General features: G+C 42.2%; 20 protein-coding genes. 15 read left to right on the top strand and 5 right to left on the bottom strand.

Annotated features, from left to right (window positions below; all coding sequences use genetic code 11):
• Genes albB through albG form a run of 6 tightly spaced genes read left to right on the top strand, consistent with a single transcriptional unit; the run spans window position 1 to window position 5,314 of the window.
• On the top strand, window positions 1-162 hold the full coding sequence (gene albB, locus QF06_RS17090; RefSeq protein ID WP_003222006.1) for an antilisterial bacteriocin subtilosin biosynthesis protein AlbB: 162 nt from the start codon (window positions 1-3) through the stop codon (window positions 160-162).
• The gene (locus tag QF06_RS17095; protein WP_003227564.1) at window positions 159-878 is read left to right on the top strand and encodes an ABC transporter ATP-binding protein; all 720 of its coding nucleotides are present in this window, start codon (window positions 159-161) and stop codon (window positions 876-878) included. Before albB ends, QF06_RS17095 begins: the two co-directional genes overlap by 4 nt.
• The gene (albD, locus tag QF06_RS17100; RefSeq protein WP_003243158.1) at window positions 871-2,181 is read left to right on the top strand and encodes an antilisterial bacteriocin subtilosin biosynthesis protein AlbD; all 1,311 of its coding nucleotides are present in this window, start codon (window positions 871-873) and stop codon (window positions 2,179-2,181) included. Before QF06_RS17095 ends, albD begins: the two co-directional genes overlap by 8 nt.
• Complete coding sequence (gene albE, locus QF06_RS17105; RefSeq protein WP_010886633.1) at window positions 2,171-3,331, top strand: antilisterial bacteriocin subtilosin biosynthesis protein AlbE; 1,161 nt, start codon at window positions 2,171-2,173, stop codon at window positions 3,329-3,331. The genes albD and albE overlap by 11 nt, the downstream gene beginning before the upstream one ends.
• A 4-nt stretch (window positions 3,332-3,335) precedes the next feature.
• Window positions 3,336-4,616 (top strand): M16 family metallopeptidase, encoded by a 1,281-nt coding sequence (locus tag QF06_RS17110; protein ID WP_003227558.1) that lies wholly within the window; start codon window positions 3,336-3,338, stop codon window positions 4,614-4,616.
• The gene (gene albG / locus QF06_RS17115; protein WP_043940223.1) at window positions 4,613-5,314 is read left to right on the top strand and encodes an antilisterial bacteriocin subtilosin biosynthesis protein AlbG; all 702 of its coding nucleotides are present in this window, start codon (window positions 4,613-4,615) and stop codon (window positions 5,312-5,314) included. Before QF06_RS17110 ends, albG begins: the two co-directional genes overlap by 4 nt.
• 4 nt (window positions 5,315-5,318) lie before the next feature.
• Here the strand turns inward: albG and QF06_RS17120 are convergent, their stop codons facing one another.
• Window positions 5,319-6,695, bottom strand: coding sequence for a YncE family protein (locus QF06_RS17120; RefSeq protein WP_043940224.1), 1,377 nt, complete (start codon window positions 6,693-6,695; stop codon window positions 5,319-5,321).
• Window positions 6,696-6,734: 39 nt separating this feature from the next.
• On the bottom strand, window positions 6,735-8,090 hold the full coding sequence (locus QF06_RS17125) for a YncE family protein (RefSeq protein WP_043940225.1): 1,356 nt from the start codon (window positions 8,088-8,090) through the stop codon (window positions 6,735-6,737).
• Window positions 8,091-8,319: 229 nt separating this feature from the next.
• On the opposite strand from QF06_RS17125, the gene rapF reads away from it, so the two are divergent.
• From rapF to QF06_RS17170, 8 genes are all read left to right on the top strand, one after another.
• Window positions 8,320-9,465, top strand: a complete 1,146-nt coding sequence (gene rapF, locus QF06_RS17135) for a response regulator aspartate phosphatase RapF (protein ID WP_015250985.1) — start codon at window positions 8,320-8,322, stop codon at window positions 9,463-9,465.
• The gene (gene phrF / locus QF06_RS17140; RefSeq protein ID WP_009968329.1) at window positions 9,449-9,568 is read left to right on the top strand and encodes a phosphatase RapF inhibitor PhrF; all 120 of its coding nucleotides are present in this window, start codon (window positions 9,449-9,451) and stop codon (window positions 9,566-9,568) included. The genes rapF and phrF overlap by 17 nt, the downstream gene beginning before the upstream one ends.
• Window positions 9,569-9,820: 252 nt before the next feature.
• Window positions 9,821-10,300 (top strand): hypothetical protein, encoded by a 480-nt coding sequence (locus QF06_RS17145; RefSeq protein WP_015714892.1) that lies wholly within the window; start codon window positions 9,821-9,823, stop codon window positions 10,298-10,300.
• 148 nt (window positions 10,301-10,448) lie between these two features.
• Entirely contained in the window at window positions 10,449-11,237 is a 789-nt protein-coding gene (locus tag QF06_RS17150) for a membrane protein (RefSeq protein WP_015714893.1), read from the top strand.
• Window positions 11,224-11,898, top strand: a complete 675-nt coding sequence (locus QF06_RS17155) for a hypothetical protein (protein ID WP_015714894.1) — start codon at window positions 11,224-11,226, stop codon at window positions 11,896-11,898. Before QF06_RS17150 ends, QF06_RS17155 begins: the two co-directional genes overlap by 14 nt.
• A gap of 9 nt (window positions 11,899-11,907) precedes the next feature.
• Complete coding sequence (locus QF06_RS17160) at window positions 11,908-12,705, top strand: hypothetical protein (protein WP_231573542.1); 798 nt, start codon at window positions 11,908-11,910, stop codon at window positions 12,703-12,705.
• Window positions 12,706-12,707: 2 nt separating this feature from the next.
• The gene (locus QF06_RS17165) at window positions 12,708-13,355 is read left to right on the top strand and encodes an ABC transporter ATP-binding protein (RefSeq protein ID WP_015714896.1); all 648 of its coding nucleotides are present in this window, start codon (window positions 12,708-12,710) and stop codon (window positions 13,353-13,355) included.
• Entirely contained in the window at window positions 13,348-13,908 is a 561-nt protein-coding gene (locus QF06_RS17170) for a hypothetical protein (protein WP_015714897.1), read from the top strand. Before QF06_RS17165 ends, QF06_RS17170 begins: the two co-directional genes overlap by 8 nt.
• Before the next feature lie 48 nt (window positions 13,909-13,956).
• Here QF06_RS17170 and speB read toward each other — a convergent pair whose 3' ends face one another.
• Window positions 13,957-14,829, bottom strand: coding sequence for an agmatinase (gene speB, locus QF06_RS17175; protein ID WP_003227545.1), 873 nt, complete (start codon window positions 14,827-14,829; stop codon window positions 13,957-13,959).
• Between the two features lie 60 nt (window positions 14,830-14,889).
• Window positions 14,890-15,720, bottom strand: coding sequence for a spermidine synthase (gene speE / locus QF06_RS17180; protein WP_003227543.1), 831 nt, complete (start codon window positions 15,718-15,720; stop codon window positions 14,890-14,892).
• Window positions 15,721-15,921: 201 nt separating this feature from the next.
• Between speE and QF06_RS17185 the strand changes: the two genes are divergently transcribed.
• On the top strand, window positions 15,922-17,997 hold the full coding sequence (locus QF06_RS17185) for a transglycosylase domain-containing protein (RefSeq protein ID WP_043940226.1): 2,076 nt from the start codon (window positions 15,922-15,924) through the stop codon (window positions 17,995-17,997).
• A gap of 27 nt (window positions 17,998-18,024) precedes the next feature.
• On the opposite strand, the gene QF06_RS17190 is transcribed toward QF06_RS17185, so the two are convergent.
• Window positions 18,025-18,462 (bottom strand): hypothetical protein, encoded by a 438-nt coding sequence (locus QF06_RS17190; protein WP_231573525.1) that lies wholly within the window; start codon window positions 18,460-18,462, stop codon window positions 18,025-18,027.
• Window positions 18,463-18,550 lie beyond the last annotated feature (88 nt).

The raw sequence follows: 18,550 nt of genomic DNA on the forward strand, positions 1-18,550 counted from the left end.
TTGTCACCAGCACAAAGAAGAATTTTACTGTATATCCTTTCATTTATCTTTGTCATCGGCGCAGTCGTCTATTTTGTCAAAAGCGATTATCTGTTTACGCTGATTTTCATTGCCATTGCCATTCTGTTCGGGATGCGCGCGCGGAAGGCTGACTCGCGATGAGCATTTTGGATATACACGATGTATCCGTTTGGTATGAACGGGACAACGTCATCTTAGAACAAGTGGATTTACATTTAGAAAAAGGCGCCGTTTACGGGTTACTTGGGGTAAACGGCGCCGGAAAAACGACACTGATTAATACGCTGACAGGCGTGAACCGCAATTTCAGCGGGCGTTTTACACTGTGCGGAATTGAAGCGGAGGCCGGCATGCCGCAGAAAACATCAGATCAGCTGAAGACTCACCGTTACTTCGCCGCCGATTATCCGCTGCTATTTACAGAAATTACGGCGAAGGACTATGTGTCTTTCGTCCATTCGCTTTATCAAAAGGATTTTTCAGAGCAGCAGTTTGCCAGTTTGGCCGAGGCCTTTCATTTTTCGAAATACATCAATAGGAGAATTTCGGAGCTGTCCTTGGGGAACAGGCAAAAGGTTGTATTGATGACAGGCTTATTGCTGCGCGCTCCCCTGTTTATTTTGGATGAGCCGCTCGTCGGTTTGGATGTGGAATCGATAGAGGTCTTTTATCAGAAAATGCGTGAGTACTGTGAAGCAGGCGGAACCATTTTGTTTTCTTCTCATCTGCTCGATGTCGTGCAAAGATTTTGTGATTATGCGGCTATTCTTCACAACAAACAGATCCAAAAGGTCATTCCGATTGGAGAGGAGACCGATCTGCGGCGGGAATTTTTCGAGGTGATCGGCCATGAATAACATAATCCCTATCATGTCTTTGCTGTTCAAACAGCTTTACAGCCGGCAAGGGAAAAAGGACGCCATCCGCATTGCCGCAGGCCTTGTCATTCTGGCCGTGTTTGAAATCGGGCTGATCCGCCAGGCCGGCATTGATGAATCGGTGTTGCGCAAAACGTATATCATACTCGCGCTTCTTTTGATGAACACATATATGGTGTTTCTTTCCGTGACATCACAATGGAAGGAATCTTATATGAAGCTGAGCTGCCTGCTGCCGATTTCTTCACGGAGCTTTTGGCTCGCCCAGAGTGTCGTTTTGTTTGTCGATACCTGTTTGAGAAGAACTTTATTCTTTTTTATTTTACCGCTGTTCTTATTTGGAAACGGAACGCTGTCAGGGGCGCAAACATTGTTTTGGCTCGGCAGGTTTTCGTTTTTTACCGTTTACTCCATTATTTTCGGAGTTGTGCTAAGCAACCACTTCGTCAAAAAGAAGAACTTGATGTTTCTGCTGCATGCGGCGATATTCGCCTGTGTATGTATCAGCGCCGCTTTGATGCCGGCCGCCACGATTCCGCTTTGCGCGGTTCATATCCTGTGGGCGGTGGTCATTGACTTTCCTGTCTTTCTGCAGGCGCCTCCGCAGCAGGGCAAGATGCATTCATTTATGCGGCGATCTGAATTTTCGTTTTACAAAAGAGAATGGAACCGATTTATCTCTTCTAAAGCGATGCTGTTAAATTACGCGGTAATGGCGGTATTCAGCGGCTTCTTTTCGTTCCAGATGATGAACACCGGCATCTTCAATCAGCAAGTGATTTATATCGTGATTTCCGCGCTTTTGCTCATCTGCTCGCCGATCGCCCTTTTGTATTCGATTGAAAAAAATGACCGGATGCTGCTCATCACGCTTCCGATCAAGCGAAAAACGATGTTTTGGGCGAAATATCGCTTTTATTCAGGCCTATTGGCAGGCGGATTTCTCCTTGTCGTGATGATTGTGGGTTTCATCAGCGGCCGTTCGATTTCAGTTCTCACTTTTTTGCAGTGCATTGAGTTGCTGCTGGCGGGAGCGTATATCAGGTTAACTGCGGATGAAAAAAGGCCCTCCTTCAGCTGGCAGACGGAGCAGCAGCTATGGAGCGGTTTCTCAAAATATCGGTCTTATCTGTTTTGTCTTCCCCTATTCTTAGCCATATTAGCCGGCACCGCTGTATCCTTGGCGGTCATTCCGATAGCCGGTCTGGTCATAGTCTATTACCTGCAAAAACAGGATGGTGGTTTCTTTGATACAAGCAAAAGAGAACGGCTTGGAAGTTAACCTGCTGAAGACTCATCAATTTTCAACTATTTCAATCGCCGCGAGCTTTCTGAAACCGATCGAAAGCGCGGCGGAACCTGAGGAAGAAACGATTTATTTTTACGGCGCCGCCGCATACCTGAAGGAGCAAATCATTGACGCTTTTGGTTATGCTGCCGGCAGCCGTTTCATGTACTCAGCGAATCTCTTTTTTGATCAGCAGCTGAAAACCTGCGGGACCCGTTTGATTCACCCATTATATAACGGGAATCTTCATGTTGACGCCCTGATGAAAACTTTTGCAGACTTGTCTTTCCCTTCTTCTCTTTCATTCGAAGCATTTGAAAAGGCCAGGAATGAGCTGCTGCTGAAAATCGAAAAGAAATTCACTGATCCCTTCTCCTACTCGGCGGCTCGCTTGGCTGAGGAGGTCTTCGGAAACCCGATGTACGGCACAGGCATGTTTGGCCGGAGAGACAGGATAAAGGCGATTCATCCTAAACGGTTTCTCGACGCAACGGACTTTATCGTTGATTTAGTGTCCCAGCAAAAACAGCTGAACATATTGGGACAAGTACAAGCATGTGATGTTCGGGGACATGCCCCGCAAACGTCCGCTGTAACGTCCGGAAGAATACCCGTAAACCGGCATGTTTTTGAAACAGAGACACGCAGCGCTGCAGGTCCTTCCGTCTTGACACTCGGATTTGACTGCGGAGAGATGAAAGATGCCAGCGATTATATCAAAATACAGCTAATAGACGGATTACTGGGAAAGTACGGCCATTCCGCTTTATTCAAGCACTTCAGAGAGAAGGATCTGGCAGTCTATCACGTTATCACCCGTTACGATGTCATGAACAATTTGCTGCTTGTTTCAATATGTACAGATCAGCTTCATGAGAAAGACATTCCCCCGCGCGTTTTGGAAGCTGTCTCAGCTTTTCATACAGATGAGCGGGAACTAGAACAGGCAAAGCAGTTTTTACGCAATGAATTGCTGCTGCAATTCGATTCTCCCGAAGGTCTATTGGCCTATATGGGGGTCCTGCGCCGCTTCTCCTGCACGAAAGAAGCCTTGCTGGATGGCATCTCAGCGGTTACATGCCGTGATGTATTGCAATTCATAGCGACCATCAATTATATCGGAGCTCATGTAGTAAGGGGATGAAGAGATGGAAAAGAAAGCCTTTTTTCAACAGCTGGATGAACGAACCGATATCAGATACACAGACAGCGGACTAAAAATATTCAGATTGAAATTCCCCCGCGCCCACCTGCGGCTGTGCAATGTAAAAATCGATTTTGGAAGCCGGGATGTATGTATACGGGCAGAATCCGGTGATACACTGCTTCCGTATGGCACAGCACATTTTTTAGAGCATCTTCTCTTCTGGCATAACGGCCGCAATCTGTACAGTGATTTTTTTGCGCATGGCGCGCTTTTAAACGCATTCACTACCTACACCGATACCAATTTCATGTTTACCTCATTACCGGATCGGCTCAGACAAACGATTCCCATCCTGCTTGATGCTTTATGGAACCACTCATTTGACAAGAAGATTGTCGCTCAGGAAAAAGCTGTGATTACAAGCGAAATTCAAACAGCACACCTTAACCATCAGCTCTCATATCATTATCAGCTGATCAGCATGCTTTCTCCCTCCTCACCAGCTGCCGTTTTCCCCGCAGGCAGAATCGAAGATATTGAGGCGCTGGACATCAGTGATTTACAAAAAGCCTATAAGGCTGCCTACCAAGCCCATCGGATGACGCTGTTTTTGATTGGGGGCTCAGAAAATACAGAAACGCTTTTGCCTCCTCACCTCCAGCTGGAAAAGCGTCCGGATTATCATGCTGAAAGAAAAATCATCCCGGCATGCCCTCCAGCCCTCTCACAAAAAATGGTGCTGGGTGATGAGGAGCGGATGGAAGATACATGGACCGGATTACAGATCGGCGCACTTCCCGGGCAAAACGATCTGTTGTCGATAAAGCTTTATTGGGATATCGCGGCTCGTATTCTATTTCAATTAGATTCACCGTTTTTTCAAGAGATTCAGCAAACGTACCGCCTGGAAATCGATCGCTTGTCAGCCGAGACTTATATCTATGAGGATGGCGGTTTCTTGATCCTTCACAGTCAAGGGACCCATTCTTCAGCTTATATCGATGTGGCTTCATACTATGTCACACAGAAGAAAGAACAGGTTGCCGCCTGGCTTCAATACGGCAAGGACTCTTTGACAGACGCGATCATTTATGACAGCGATTATGTGCGTAAATGCTTCGAGTGGGCAGCCGAGTGTGACAGGTGCGATTGCTCGTTTCTTGACATGTACCACATCATTCAAGATATGGATGCGCAGGTTTTCTTGTCTCTCATTGATGCAATGGCATCTTCTAACAAAGCGATCATTCACGTTTCTCAGAAAGAGGCGATCAGACAATGAAAAAAAACACTGTCTTTACCCTTTTATTGCTGCTTATAGGTATGGCGGCTTATTCCTTCGGCTGGGTTCAGGCCGTTGCCGAAGCCGCCGCCCAATATGTACAGATGATCAACAATGACGCTGTGCGGCTCGGGCTGCTGGCTTGTACCGCTGCCCTCCTGATGCTGCCTGCTTTTCTCTATCTTCATTATGTCACCCAATCCGTGAAAAACATGACAGCAGCTTTTCAGAAACTCACACAGTCTCATCAAAGCTGCTGTGACTTTCAGCAACACAACTTGTGCAGCCGATATGCAGAAGACGTCAAATCGCTGCGTGACAGCTATAAAAACGTCCGCCAAACATACGTGATGGCTGCCGTGTTGTGCCAAGTCATCATATTCGGCTGCATGTTCGAAATCGTTAAAGCCGTCCCTTTCCGCCTTCACACGCACCCTGCCCTTTCAATGGGACTTGCGATGCTACTGATTCTGTATTTATTGTTTTGCATGCGAACGTATTTGCGGCAGCTTTTCCGGCACGGCAGCCTGTTCAGAAAAGTGTTTGCGGGAGTGCTGGCAGCAGCCGGGGTTTGGTGGATGCTCAGTTTCTCTATAAGTGAACTTCTGTTTCTGATTATCCTGGGTGCCATCCAACAAATCGGATCATTTATTTATAAACGATTCTCTTATCGCAGCACCGCTTCTCTTGATCTATAAATAGCTACATCGCAATCGCAGACGGACCCGCGCCAACCGGAATCACCTTCACGGCTGTATAATCACTTGTGCGGTACACAGTCACAGCATTGTCGTTGGGCTGTGCCGCATAAATATACTGTTTGTCCGGCGTTACGGCGAGGTCAAAAGCGCGGGGGAGAGACACGTTTGCAATGATCCTCTGTCTGGCCGTATTAACTACGTATAAGTTATTAATGAGAAACGGTTCACTATATGGCTCTAGAAAATAAGCTCTAGTGCTATCGAGAGAAAATACAATCGTCCTCAGCGTTTCAAATAAACGGCTGAAGTCCCCTCCCCTGCTTAATGGTGACAAACTAATCTCCGTTACACCTTTCGGCCACAGCTCACCATTCAACACGTACGCAAAATTTCCAGCGTAAGGAGTTGCAATTAAACTGGGAAATTCAAATGAATCTATGATACTTTCTACCAACTGCCCAGTATTTGCATCATATTTATCAACCGACCAACTGCTTCCATTAGCGGTATAGACATACTGTCCATTCGGATCAAGAGCAAAGTCTAAAGCGCCGGGTATCGGAATGACATCAATGACCGATTGAGAGGCCGTGTTAATCACATATATAGATCCGGCGGCCATCACGTATGCGAACTCATCTGTTGGATCAAATTCGATCTTTCTCGGCCCTCCTCCAACAGTAATGGTATTTATGATAGTTAATGTTTTATTATCAATCACTGAGACAAGGTTGGTATTTCCATGGAGGATATACGTGAATGCTTTATCGAAAGTAACGCCTAGATTAGTTGGGACAGCAGAAAACGGGATTGTTTTTACAACAGTGTTTAAATCTGCATCAATAACCGAAACCGTGCTGTCTCCAGTATTGGCAGTAAACACATACGATTGAGGGTCTGGTGATGGCGGTAAAACAAGTGTCCCGGTCACCGTAAGCGGACTGCCGTAGAAAGGCGGTACAATGAGCAGATCTTCCACTGTTATTTGACTGAAATCAGGACAGCGGCCAGACTGTGCTGCATAATAAACAACTTGATCAATCTCTTCAGTATGAATCACAGAAACCGCCCCATTGCCTTGTCCATATTGATTTCGCACAGGCGACACACTGACAAGAAGCGTAATGGTCCCTTGTACTCTCACAGCATATCGAACACCGATATCTTCTGGTTCCGGCCCAGTCTGGATTAAGCAAGGCTCACTGATACAGGACAAATTGTCTGTACTCCATGTAACAGCCGCTGACGCTTCGGCCGAATCAACCTTGAAGCCCTCAGGGATATCTATCGGCACTTGAAACGGCGCTTCCCGGCTAATTTCCTCATCACAAAAACAGAAACAATTTTCCTGTAAAGCAGAAAGATCATTCTTTTTCATGATTTCACGTCCTTTTAGAAATGCACAACATATAGTTGATTAAATCGCAATAGCTCCCGGTGAAACCCCAAGAGATATGACAGTCTCCACGGAGTAATCATCCGTGTTGTAAACAGTGATGCTCTGTTCTAGAACATGAGTTGCATACAGAAACTCGCCATTCGGGGTAAACGCAAAGTCTCTTGCCGACTGCGGAACATTTCCTATAACGCCTGCTCCATTTGGACTGACAGAATATAAATTGCCAGTGAAGCTGTCATGTAAATACACCTCTGATCCACTCGTAAACATTACATATAGCCCGTCAGGCTCCAGCTCTTGGGTATCCCTGATCGTAAACGTATTTAAATCAATAACCGTCAAATAATTGAATAAGAATTCTTGTTCTAATACATACGCATACCGCTCCGTAGAATCTGTTTCTATGGATGATACGATAAGCTCTCGTTCAAACGTTCCTAAGACTTCACCGGTAGATAAGTCCACTTTTTGCACTAACCCAAAATTAAGAACATAGGCGAACAACCCATTGGGGTCAATTGCAATATCAAAACCTTCTACAGGAATAGACCTCTCAACAGTCAACGTATCAATTCCAATCACATAAATGGCAGTACCGGTGAAAACATAAGCAAACTCATGATTAGGGATAAATCTAATCAATCGAGGCGGCTGATCCAGCAATATAGTTGCTGTCACTGTTAATGTGTCATAATCGATGACAGAAATCACATTATTGTTGGGATGTAAGACAAACACAGCGCTTTTATCTGGCGTAATTTCAATACCTGCCGGATTGTACGGAAGAGCAATCGTTGTCACAACAGTATGGGTGTTTGTATCAATCACAGAAACTGATTGATCATTTGGATTCGCTGTAAACGCGTAGACGGGTTCCGGCTCCGGTACAAGCACAATCGTCCCCGTCACCGATAAAGGACTGCCGTAAAACGGCGGAACAACAACAAGGTTCTCAATCGTGATGTCACTGATATCCGGGCAATCATCCGGTTCATCGGAATAATAGACGACTTGATCGATTTCTGCATTGTGAATGACGGAAACAGCCCCGTCCCCTTGTCCATATTGATTTCGCACAGGTGAGACACTGACGAGTAGCGTAACGGTTCCCTGCAGGCGCACTGCAAATTGAACACCGACCTCATCAGGCTCTGGCCCCGTTTGAATTAAGCAACGGTCACTGACACAAGAAAGGCTGTCTGCATTCCACGTCACGTTTGCAACAGCTTCAGCCGGATCAACGACAAACCCTTCAGGTAATTCAATCGGTGCTTGAAACATGGCTTCTCGGCTTGCTTCTCCCTCACAAAAACATAAGCACTCTTCTTGTTCTGCTCCTGCTTTTTCTTTAAAGGAAAGCTTATTTTTTCTCATACCTTCACTTCCTTTTCAGAAATACACTGCTCACGCAGATACAACAGAATATGGAAGGTGAATGTGTTTGCTTGTACAAATTGCCGAGGGTAAAAGTGGTTTTTAAAAAGTATTTCCTCCAACATGCGGTGTAACGAAAGAAAAAATTGCGGTTTTTTTGCGCTTCTCACAAGAATGTTGATGATAAAATATGACATATATAGAATTATGAAGGGAGGGATTTGCAAAAGTGACAGGTGTCATATCTTCTTCTTCCATCGGAGAAAAGATTAACGAATGGTATATGTACATACGCCGATTCAGCATACCCGATGCAGAATATTTGCGACGAGAAATCAAGCAAGAGCTGGATCAAATGGAAGAAGATCAAGACCTTCATTTGTACTATTCACTGATGGAGTTTCGGCACAACCTGATGCTTGAGTACCTTGAACCGTTAGAAAAAATGAGGATTGAGGAACAGCCGAGACTGTCTGATCTGCTGCTTGAGATTGATAAAAAACAGGCTCGTTTAACTGGTCTGCTTGAGTACTATTTTAATTTCTTCAGAGGCATGTATGAGCTGGATCAGCGGGAATATCTGTCGGCTATTAAATTTTTCAAAAAGGCCGAAAGCAAGCTGATATTCGTTAAGGATCGGATAGAGAAAGCTGAGTTTTTCTTTAAGATGTCTGAATCTTATTACTATATGAAACAAACGTATTTTTCAATGGACTATGCACGGCAAGCATATGAAATATACAAAGAAAATGAAGCTTATAATATAAGATTGCTGCAGTGTCATTCTTTATTTGCCACCAATTTTTTAGATTTAAAACAGTATGAGGATGCCGTCTCACATTTTCAAAAAGCTTATTCTATGGCAGAAGCTGAAAAGCAGCCCCAATTAATGGGAAGAACTTTGTACAATATCGGGCTTTGTAAAAACAGCCAAAGCCAATATGAGGATGCCATACCTTATTTCAAAAGAGCAATAGCTGTTTTTGAAGAATCAAATATTCTTCCTTCCTTACCTCAAGCGTATTTTTTAATTACACAGATCCATTATAAATTAGGAAAAATGGATAAAGCTCATGAATATCATAGTAAGGGAATGGCTTATTCACAAAAGGCCGGAGATGTAATATATTTATCAGAGTTTGAATTTTTGAAATCTTTATACTTATCAGGCCCGGATGAAGAAGCAATTCAAGGATTTTTTGATTTTCTCGAAAGTAAAATGTTGTATGCTGATCTTGAAGATTTCGCTATTGATGTGGCAAAATATTATCATGAACGTAAAAATTTTCAAAAAGCTTCTGCTTATTTTTTGAAGGTGGAACAAGTAAGGCAACTTATTCAAGGAGGAGTGAGTTTGTATGAAATTGAAGTCTAAACTATTACTCTCTTGTCTGGCTCTAAGCACTGTGTTCGTGGCAACAACTATTGCAAATGCACCTACACACCAAATTGAAGTTGCACAACGAGGAATGATTTAATGAATACAACCGGTTTTCACCGGTTGTTTTTTTGTTAAATACACAATCGGGACAAAAGTTTTATTTTTTGAATCTCTAAATATTATTACTAACTAATTTAAATTGGTTACCTAACCCACAAACATAGGAAACAAGATAATTTTTATTATATGAAAATAAAAATATGTTTACTTTTCCTTTTTTTTGAACTAATATATATATGACTTAAGTTCAGTATCACTTCAATTGGAGTTTAAAAATGGAGGATTTATTTTGAAAGTTCAATTCAAAAAAAGGATTAGTTTACTCATCATCATGTTTGGGATCGCAGTTTCCTCACTGGGTGTTACACAGGCGGTTCATGCAAAAGCAAATACGAGCGATTCAAGGGTGCATTTTACTTTCAGATGGTACAGCCCTTACGACTATACAACTGCTCGAAGAAAACAAAATAGAAGCTACATGTATATGCATCTCCTAAAGAAAGATGATGGAGGTAAATTTAATGTATGGGCAGAGGCAGATAAAAACGTTCACTCTGGCGGGCGCGACTGGCACAATGTATCCGGTGGTGGAACTCACGAAGGAACAGTACACCCGGGTCATACATACTTATTTTCCAACACTGCTGTTGAAGATTACGGGAGAAATGTACCCGTAAGGTTTGGCGGTTACAGCCGCAGCAGTGATTCCTTCTCAACTGATTGGAGTCCTGACAGCGTAAAACCTAAGGGAAATTACACAATCTATTAATAGCTTTCTCAAAACAAAGCGATCTTACATTAAACATGTAAGATCGCTTTTTAAGGTAAAAATAATATCCACTCTTCAAGATTGTTTATTAAAATAAAACTATCCAAAACTCACACAGAGTTTTAATAAAAAAACAGGAGCCTCGCACATGATTTCTTTCTTTTTAAAGCGTTTATTGAAAAATAAAGAGATTTATTTTTCTTTATTCATTAGTATCGTTCTTATGATCGTCAGTTATCTAGGTATACTCTTCTTTCATCAGAAGATCAATCTTCCTTATGAAATCCATAACTCACCGTTTTTATCGAATATTGCAGAAGGAAATACAACCTCAGCTCAGACTGTCTGGATTCTCATTCTTCCGTTATTAGCATCACTTCCAATGTCCGGTATGTACCGTGAAGATAAAAATACTGGATTTTTTATGAATGTTATAACAAAAACAACTAAAAAGAAATACTTTACAGTATTATTCGGATTGAATGTTGTGATTTCTTTTTTGGTTATTTTTTTACCGTTATTATTAAACCTTTACTTGCTGATGATGACATATCCTTCAGTAAATCCGGACGGAATCGTCAATTATATGGACCCAATCGTTTTGGGCGGAACTGATTTAGCAAACCTTTATTATGAAAACTCGCTGATTTATACTCTCATTTTATTTATACTAAATGGTTTGTACGGTGCCATTCTCTCTTCCATTGGATTAGCTTTATCATTTTTTATTAAAAAGAAATATTTTGTTTATATCATACCTTTCTTAATTAATTTGATAGGCTTTACTTTACTCAACAACCATTACAATCCAATGAAATATATTGTTAACGATGGAGGGTTTTTGAGTGTAGATAAGTTTATTTATTTGAACCTTAGCGTGTTCATTGTAACTACTTTACTTTATATGTGGGGAAAAAAACGCCGTGTTTTATTATAATACTCTAAAATCAACATTAAGAATGAAGTGGCCGGGTATCACCGTCGCATTACTGCTGCAGTTAATTGCTGTTTATTTCTTTTTTCATCAAGAAAATGGTAGTGATGATAGTTTTGTACTGGAAAATATTTTTTCCTATTGGCATCTCGTTTCTATTTTATGCCCTGCTGCCGTTGTATTTTCTGTTTTGATCTCATCCGATTACTTTTCAATTTATACTGTAATCCGAGTAAACAATGCACCTTATCTAACAATGATATACCTTTTAAAAACACTTTTATTTTCAGCAGTATACGGGATTATCATTATGGGTGAATTATATACTTTATGTGTATTCAATGATACGGGACTATTGTATGTGACCCCGATATCTTTCATCACTCATGTCTTTGCATTTATTTTCATTTGTTATGTTGTTTCATTTATTTTACTGTATTTGAATCAAATCATTGTAGTTTTTCTATTCATTCTTTTATTTTTAATTGATTACCTTGCATGTAATGGTATGCTCTTTTTAAATGGTTTTGTACTGGAATTAAGTGATTCGGCTGAATTATTATTGATTAGATTAGGGATTATGTTGTTATTATTCGGGATTTCTATAGAATCTATAAAGCGACGCAATTATTTACAGCAGGTTGAGGAGAAAGGAGCAAACTGATTGTCTTTTATGAATATGCTGAAACGTGATATTGTCATGCGTTTCAATGAAAGTAAGATTACATACTTTGTCATTAGCTTAGCTGTTGCCCTCCTTCTTTTATGCTTCCTCTGGAATAGCAATAAGACGGGACAGCTAGAACATCAAAGTTTTTCCGACAGCCTGACCACACTATTTCATTCGATGAATTTCTTTGATCTACATATCTTATATACACAGCATAGATTATCTATCCCTCTACAATGGATTAGTTTTCAAGTGCTGCCTTTGTTGATTGTGGGTAATTTTATGTTTAGTGACATTCAAATTTCTGGAGCTTATATCCTTCCAAAACTCCCCAAAAAAGGAGTATATATATTCAGCAAACTTCTGTCACTGTTTGTTCTGATTGTATCTATTTGGTGTGTATGGCTTTTTATATACATTATGTTATTTACCTCATTTAATGGCTTTACAGCAGAACTGAACAGCAAGGTAATATTATTTATGTTAATTCAAATCTTAGTTTCGTTTATGTATGCAGTTTTGCTAGAAACTTTAACTTTCATGATATCTTTTATATCAGCATTTATTATTATTGTTGCTTATATTGTAATATCTATTTTTTTTCACAGCTCTTTATTCATCGCTTCATTTGCTATGGCTGGAAAGTGGGCTTTTATTGATTATTCGCGCATGAACATTAACTACTCAGATGGTCGTTTTTTTCATGCCTCTGACTTTTTATTAATTGCACTTATTTTCTGTGCAGCTTGTACTTTTATTAGCCTAGTTTTTATTAAAAAAACAGATATTTTAGGAGAGTAAATATGACGTCGTATATCGAGTGTAAAAATATAGTAAAAAAATTAAAGGGAAATCATGTATTAGATGATATCAGTTTTTCAATTAAAGAAAACGAATTTGTCGTGTTAAGAGGCCATAATGGATCTGGAAAGACAATGATTTTAAGAGCCATCGCCGGACTGCTAACATTAACAAAAGGCGAAGTTTCTGTTAACGGCCTCGTGATCGGAAAAGATATTGACTTCTCTGAACATACAGGTCTGTTAATTGAATATCCGAGCTTCATCCCTGTCTATTCGGGATTTCAAAATCTGAAATTCCTTGCTTCTATCAAGAAAAAAGTATCTGATGAAGAAATCAAAGAAGTAATAAGAAAAGTTGGGTTAGACCCCGAAGATAAGCGTAAAGTCAAACGCTATTCTTTAGGGATGAAGCAACGCTTAGGAATTGCTCAAGCAATAATGGAAAAACCCAAATTACTTCTTTTAGATGAACCGACAAATGCCTTAGACAAAAAAGGGATTAATCTTATACTGGATATCCTAAAAACCGAAAAAGAAAACGGCACAACGATTGTAGTGGCTAGTCATGATGATACGCTATGTGAAAATAGTGTTGTCGACAGAATTATTGATATTAGTGAAGGTAAACTGGAGGATACAGATGAATAAACGTTGGATTTTCTTTATTGTTTTATTAATAATAGTAACATTCAGCTGTGTTCGTTTCTATACAGTGAATGCCCAAAATGATAAATATACTCCAAAAAATATTAATATTGCCGCAAACCAAACAATCGATACAGGAAAAGGAATAAAATTTCATATTTTAAAACCATTAAAGCCGGTCAAGTCATTTGATAAAGATACAAATTCCATAAAATATATATACATTTTGCCTTTTAATGCTGAAAATACTTCTAATCATAAAATTACTCTAGAAGATCTTTCACCGGACGGAAAAAACTTTTTATTTTTTGGTCAGTATCAATATAATAAACAATTGATGCCTTATAATTATGATTTGCCGGATAAGTATCAATTCAATACAGAGATTCCACCAGGGAAAACAGTACTAGGATATGTAGGATTAAGTTTGTATCCCGACGAAAAAGTAAATTATAAAAATTTCAATCCTGAATCATCAAAAGTATCTGCTTATTATACTGTAATAGACGACGAATCTAATAAAAGAATTTCTTATAAAATGACTTTAAATAATTAAAAGATAAAAAAGGGCCTGGATGTAATTCAGGCCCTTTTTTATTAAAAACTATTTCACAAACCCAAGCAGCATTTCACGGATGATTTTGCTGGCTGTGTTTGCCGTTTGCTCTGAGTGGTCGTATACCGGCGCGACTTCCACTAAATCAGCGCCCTTTACGTTTACCTCTGAACGCGCAATTTCATGGACGGATGCAAGCAGTTCTTTAGACGTGATGCCGCCGGCGTCAACCGTTCCTGTACCCGGTGCGTGTGCAGGGTCTAATACGTCAATGTCAATTGTGACATAAACCGGACGGCCCGCCAGCTTCGGAAGCACCTCTTTCAGCGGTTCAAGCACTTCAAATTTTGAGATGTGCATGCCGTTTTCCTTCGCCCATTCAAACTCTTCTTTCATGCCGGAACGGATTCCGAATGAATACACATTGTGCGGTCCGATCAATTCTGCCGCCTTACGGATCGGCGTGGAGTGAGAAAGCGGTTCTCCCTCATAATCAACACGAAGATCTGTATGTGCGTCAAAATGGATAATCGCAAGGTCTGGGTATTTCTTGTACATCGCTTTAATGACAGGCCATGACACGAGGTGCTCCCCGCCCATACCCATTGGGAACTTCCCTTTTTCTAAAATGCTGTCCACGTACTCTTCAATCATATCCAGGCTTCGCTGCGGATTTCCGAACGGCAGCGGAATGTCGCCAGCGTCAAAGAAGTTCAAGTCAGCCAGATCGCGGTCTAAATATGGGCTGTATTCCTCAAGGCCGATTGACACCTCACGGATTCTGCTTGGACCAAAGCGTGAGCCCGGGCGATAGCTGACTGTCCAGTCCATCGGCATGCCGTAAAGAATGGCGTCCGCCTCTTCCCACTCGGGACGGCTCGCGATAAATACTTTTCCTGAATAAGCTTCATCAAATCTCATCTATAATACCCTCGCTTTCCTGTAAAAAAGCGCAAGATTCGCTCCTGCGCCATACCTTCATTATTTAATCAGGTCACTCACAAATTTCGGCAGAACAAACGCCGCTTTATGAATATCTTTTGTGTAATATTTCGTCTCAATATCGAAGAAACGGCTGTCTTCCACTGCAAGCGGATCATATTTTTTCGAGCCAATTGTAAATGTCCACAAACCGCTCGGATATGTCGGAATGTTCGCCGTATACAGCTTCGTAATCGGGAAGATTTCCTTCACGTCGCGCTGTACATTTGTGATTAATTCCGGTGTAAACCATGGGTTGTCCGTCTGTGCGACAAAAATGCCGTCTTCTTTCAGCGCTTTAGCGATTCCTGCGTAGAATCCTTTTGTAAACAGGTTTACAGCCGGTCCGACTGGTTCAGTCGAATCTACCATGATGACGTCATATTGATTTTCAGATTTTGCAATGTGCATAAATCCGTCATCTACCTGCACGTCAACGCGCGGATCATCCAGTTTGCCTGCGATAGAAGGAAGGAACTTTTTAGAGTATTCGATAACCTTGCCGTCAATATCTACAAGTGTCGCTTTTTTCACGCTTGGGTGCTTCAGGATTTCTCTGATAACGCCGCCGTCACCGCCGCCGACTACGAGAACGTGCTCCGGATTTGGGTGCGTGAATAATGGGACATGCGCCACCATTTCGTGATAAACGAATTCGTCTTTTTCAGATGTCATCACCATGCCGTCCAAAAAAAGCATGTTGCCGAACTCTTCTGTTTCCACCATTTCTAAATGCTGAAACTCCGTTTGTTCTGTATGTAACGTCTTGTTAACCTTCATCGTAATGCCAAAGTTTTTCGTCTGCTTCTCTGTGTACCAAAGTTCGCTCAATTGTCATCTCCCTTTCGAGGCTGTATTCATTTATTGTAAGCGTCTTATCAGCTTTTATTCTCGGTTGAAATCTCATTTTCACCTAAGGAAAAAGTATAGAGGATGGCGGGGAAAAAGTAAAGATGCGTCCTGTTCTACGATGTTTAAAAACGATCTTTTTTTCTCATAATAGTAGAAACATAAAAAAAGGGGGAACCCGTTGTGGATGCAATGACAAATAAACGGCTGAGACTGACGCTGAAAACCGTTCGCGCCTTTATCTTTTTAGGGGCTTTTGCGGCCTTGGCGGCAGCTGCCATGTTTATGACTGTCATTTTGATAGCCAAATACCAGGGCGCTCCCTCGGTGCAAGTGCCGCAATCCACGATTTTGTATGCGAGTGACGGCTCAAAGCTCGGGGAAACGAACTACGGCGAAAAGCGCTATTGGGTCCCCTTAAAGGACATGAATCCGACGATCGTAAAAGCGACAGTGGCGATTGAAGACCAGAATTTCTACGATCATCACGGCTTTGATTATAAACGCATGGCCGGCGCGGCGCTTGCTGACCTCAAAGCATTTGCCAAGGTTCAGGGTGCAAGCACCATCACCCAGCAATATGCGAGAAACTTATACCTTGAACACGACAAAACGTGGAAACGGAAATGGAATGAGGCGTTCTACACGATCCGTCTGGAACAAAACTATTCTAAGGACGAGATATTAGAAGGCTATTTAAATACGATTTACTACGGACACGGCGCCTACGGCATTGAAGCAGCTTCCCGCCTGTATTTCGGCAAGCATGCCAAAAACCTGACGGATGCGGAGGCGGCGCTTTTGGCAGGTATCCCGAAAGGCCCTTCCGGCTATTCACCGTATGTCAATGAGACGAAGGCCAAGGAACGCCAGAAAACGATTGTGCGGATGATGGAAAAGCAGCAGATGATCAGCCAAAAGAAAGCGGATGAATTGATCAAGGAACCTCTTTCCTATCAGCCTTTGAATAAACAAGTTTCCAAGAGAAAGGCTCCTTATTTCTACGACAATGCGATGAGAGAGCTGGAGAAAAAGCTCGGCATGACACGGGAGCAAATTGAAACGAGCGGGTTAAACGTCTATACAACGGTAGATAAACGGATGCAGCGCATCGCCGAGGAGACCATTACCGAAACGGTTAACGCGGGCTCTGACATTCAAGTCGGGTTTTCAGCCATTGATCCCCGCACCGGAAACGTTCTCGCCCTTGTCGGCGGCAGGGATTATCAAAAAAGCCCGTTTGACCGGACGACACAGGCGAAGCGCCAGCCTGCTTCGACGATCAAGCCGTTGCTGTACTATAAAGCGATTCAGAGCGGATTTACGCCAGTCACTTTGATGAAAAGCGAAGAAACCGAGTTTCAAATTGATGCAAAGGGAGAAACCTATTCTCCAAGCAACTATAACGGGTACTACGCCAACAAGCCGATTACGCTTCTGCAGGCGCTGGCGCTTTCCGACAATATTTACGCTGTGAAAACGCATCTTTTTCTCGGCACGAACAAACTTGTAAAGACGGCAAAGGAATTCGGCATTACCGCCCATCTTCAAGCACTGCCGTCCCTGGCACTCGGCACCGAACCCGTACGTCCGATTGAGATGGTCAACGCCTATGCCATGCTCGCAAATGGCGGAAAGAAAATCGAACCGACTTTTATTTCAAGAGTAACGGACGCAGCCGGCCACGTGCTGTACGAAAACCCGAATCAGCATAAACAGGTGCTTGATGAAAAAGCCGCTTTTGTCACAGCGAGTATGATGACAGGCATGTTTGATACCGATTTAAATGGATATACGTCGGTTACGGGGCGAACGATAGCCAACCGCCTGACAAGAACGTATGCCGGAAAATCAGGAACCACCAGCGCAGACAGCTGGATGATCGGCTTCAATCCGAAGCTGGCCGCCGGTGTTTGGACCGGCTATGACAAAAACAGCACCATCGACTCGGTCGAAGAAAAAAGCTATGCTAAAACCATTTGGGCGGACTTCATGGAGGACGCGCTCAAAGGCGAACCGGAAACCGCGTTCAAGCCGCCAAAAGGCGTAACCGGTGTGTACATTGATCCGGAAACAGGCTACTCATCAGGTCCCGGCTGTGCCGCTAAGCATTACACATATTTTGTGAAAGGCACAGAACCAGCAAACGTGTGCTACGGGGCAGAACCAGCAAAACAAACAAAAGACCGGCTTCCATCCAAAGAAAAGCCCGCTTCCGAGAAAAAATGGTGGGACAAATGGCTGGGGCGGCATCATTGAAAATAACCCGGCTCCTCGGAGGCCGGGTTATTCGTATGGTTGGTCAATGACCCATGGAAGAAGCGTAACACAATCGAGCTGAATAATTGGTTTTGGAAAACCCTTAGGAATGTAAATTTGGTGTTGCGGCACTGAAAATGAAATATGCCACGAGAAATCAATCTTTTTCGGATTCCATTCTTGTTTTCCTTCAACAATACGGCCTACTATAAAATAACTCGCTATATAAAAGTGCAGATGATCTTTTACCCCATGATAATTTATATCTGTGCATTTGGACGGAATGAGGCCGAAACTTTCTAATACTTGTGCTTTTTGGACTGGCAGTTCATTCACTGCCTCGTAATAGTTAAGACAGTTACCGCATTCACACATATCCTCTATATCTTTCTCATATTGCTTTCTCGTTTCTTCCACGTCGGCTTTTATCAACCAATCGCCGACTCGAATGGTTTCGAACATCATATCCCCCTAAAAATGAAAAACCCCGAGTCTTGTTTCGGCTCGGGATTTTCCATGTCCTATTTCTGTATCACCAGTTTACTCAATGTTT

This window comes from Bacillus sp. YP1 (assembly GCF_000877815.1).
Lineage (GTDB): Bacteria > Bacillota > Bacilli > Bacillales > Bacillaceae > Bacillus > Bacillus subtilis.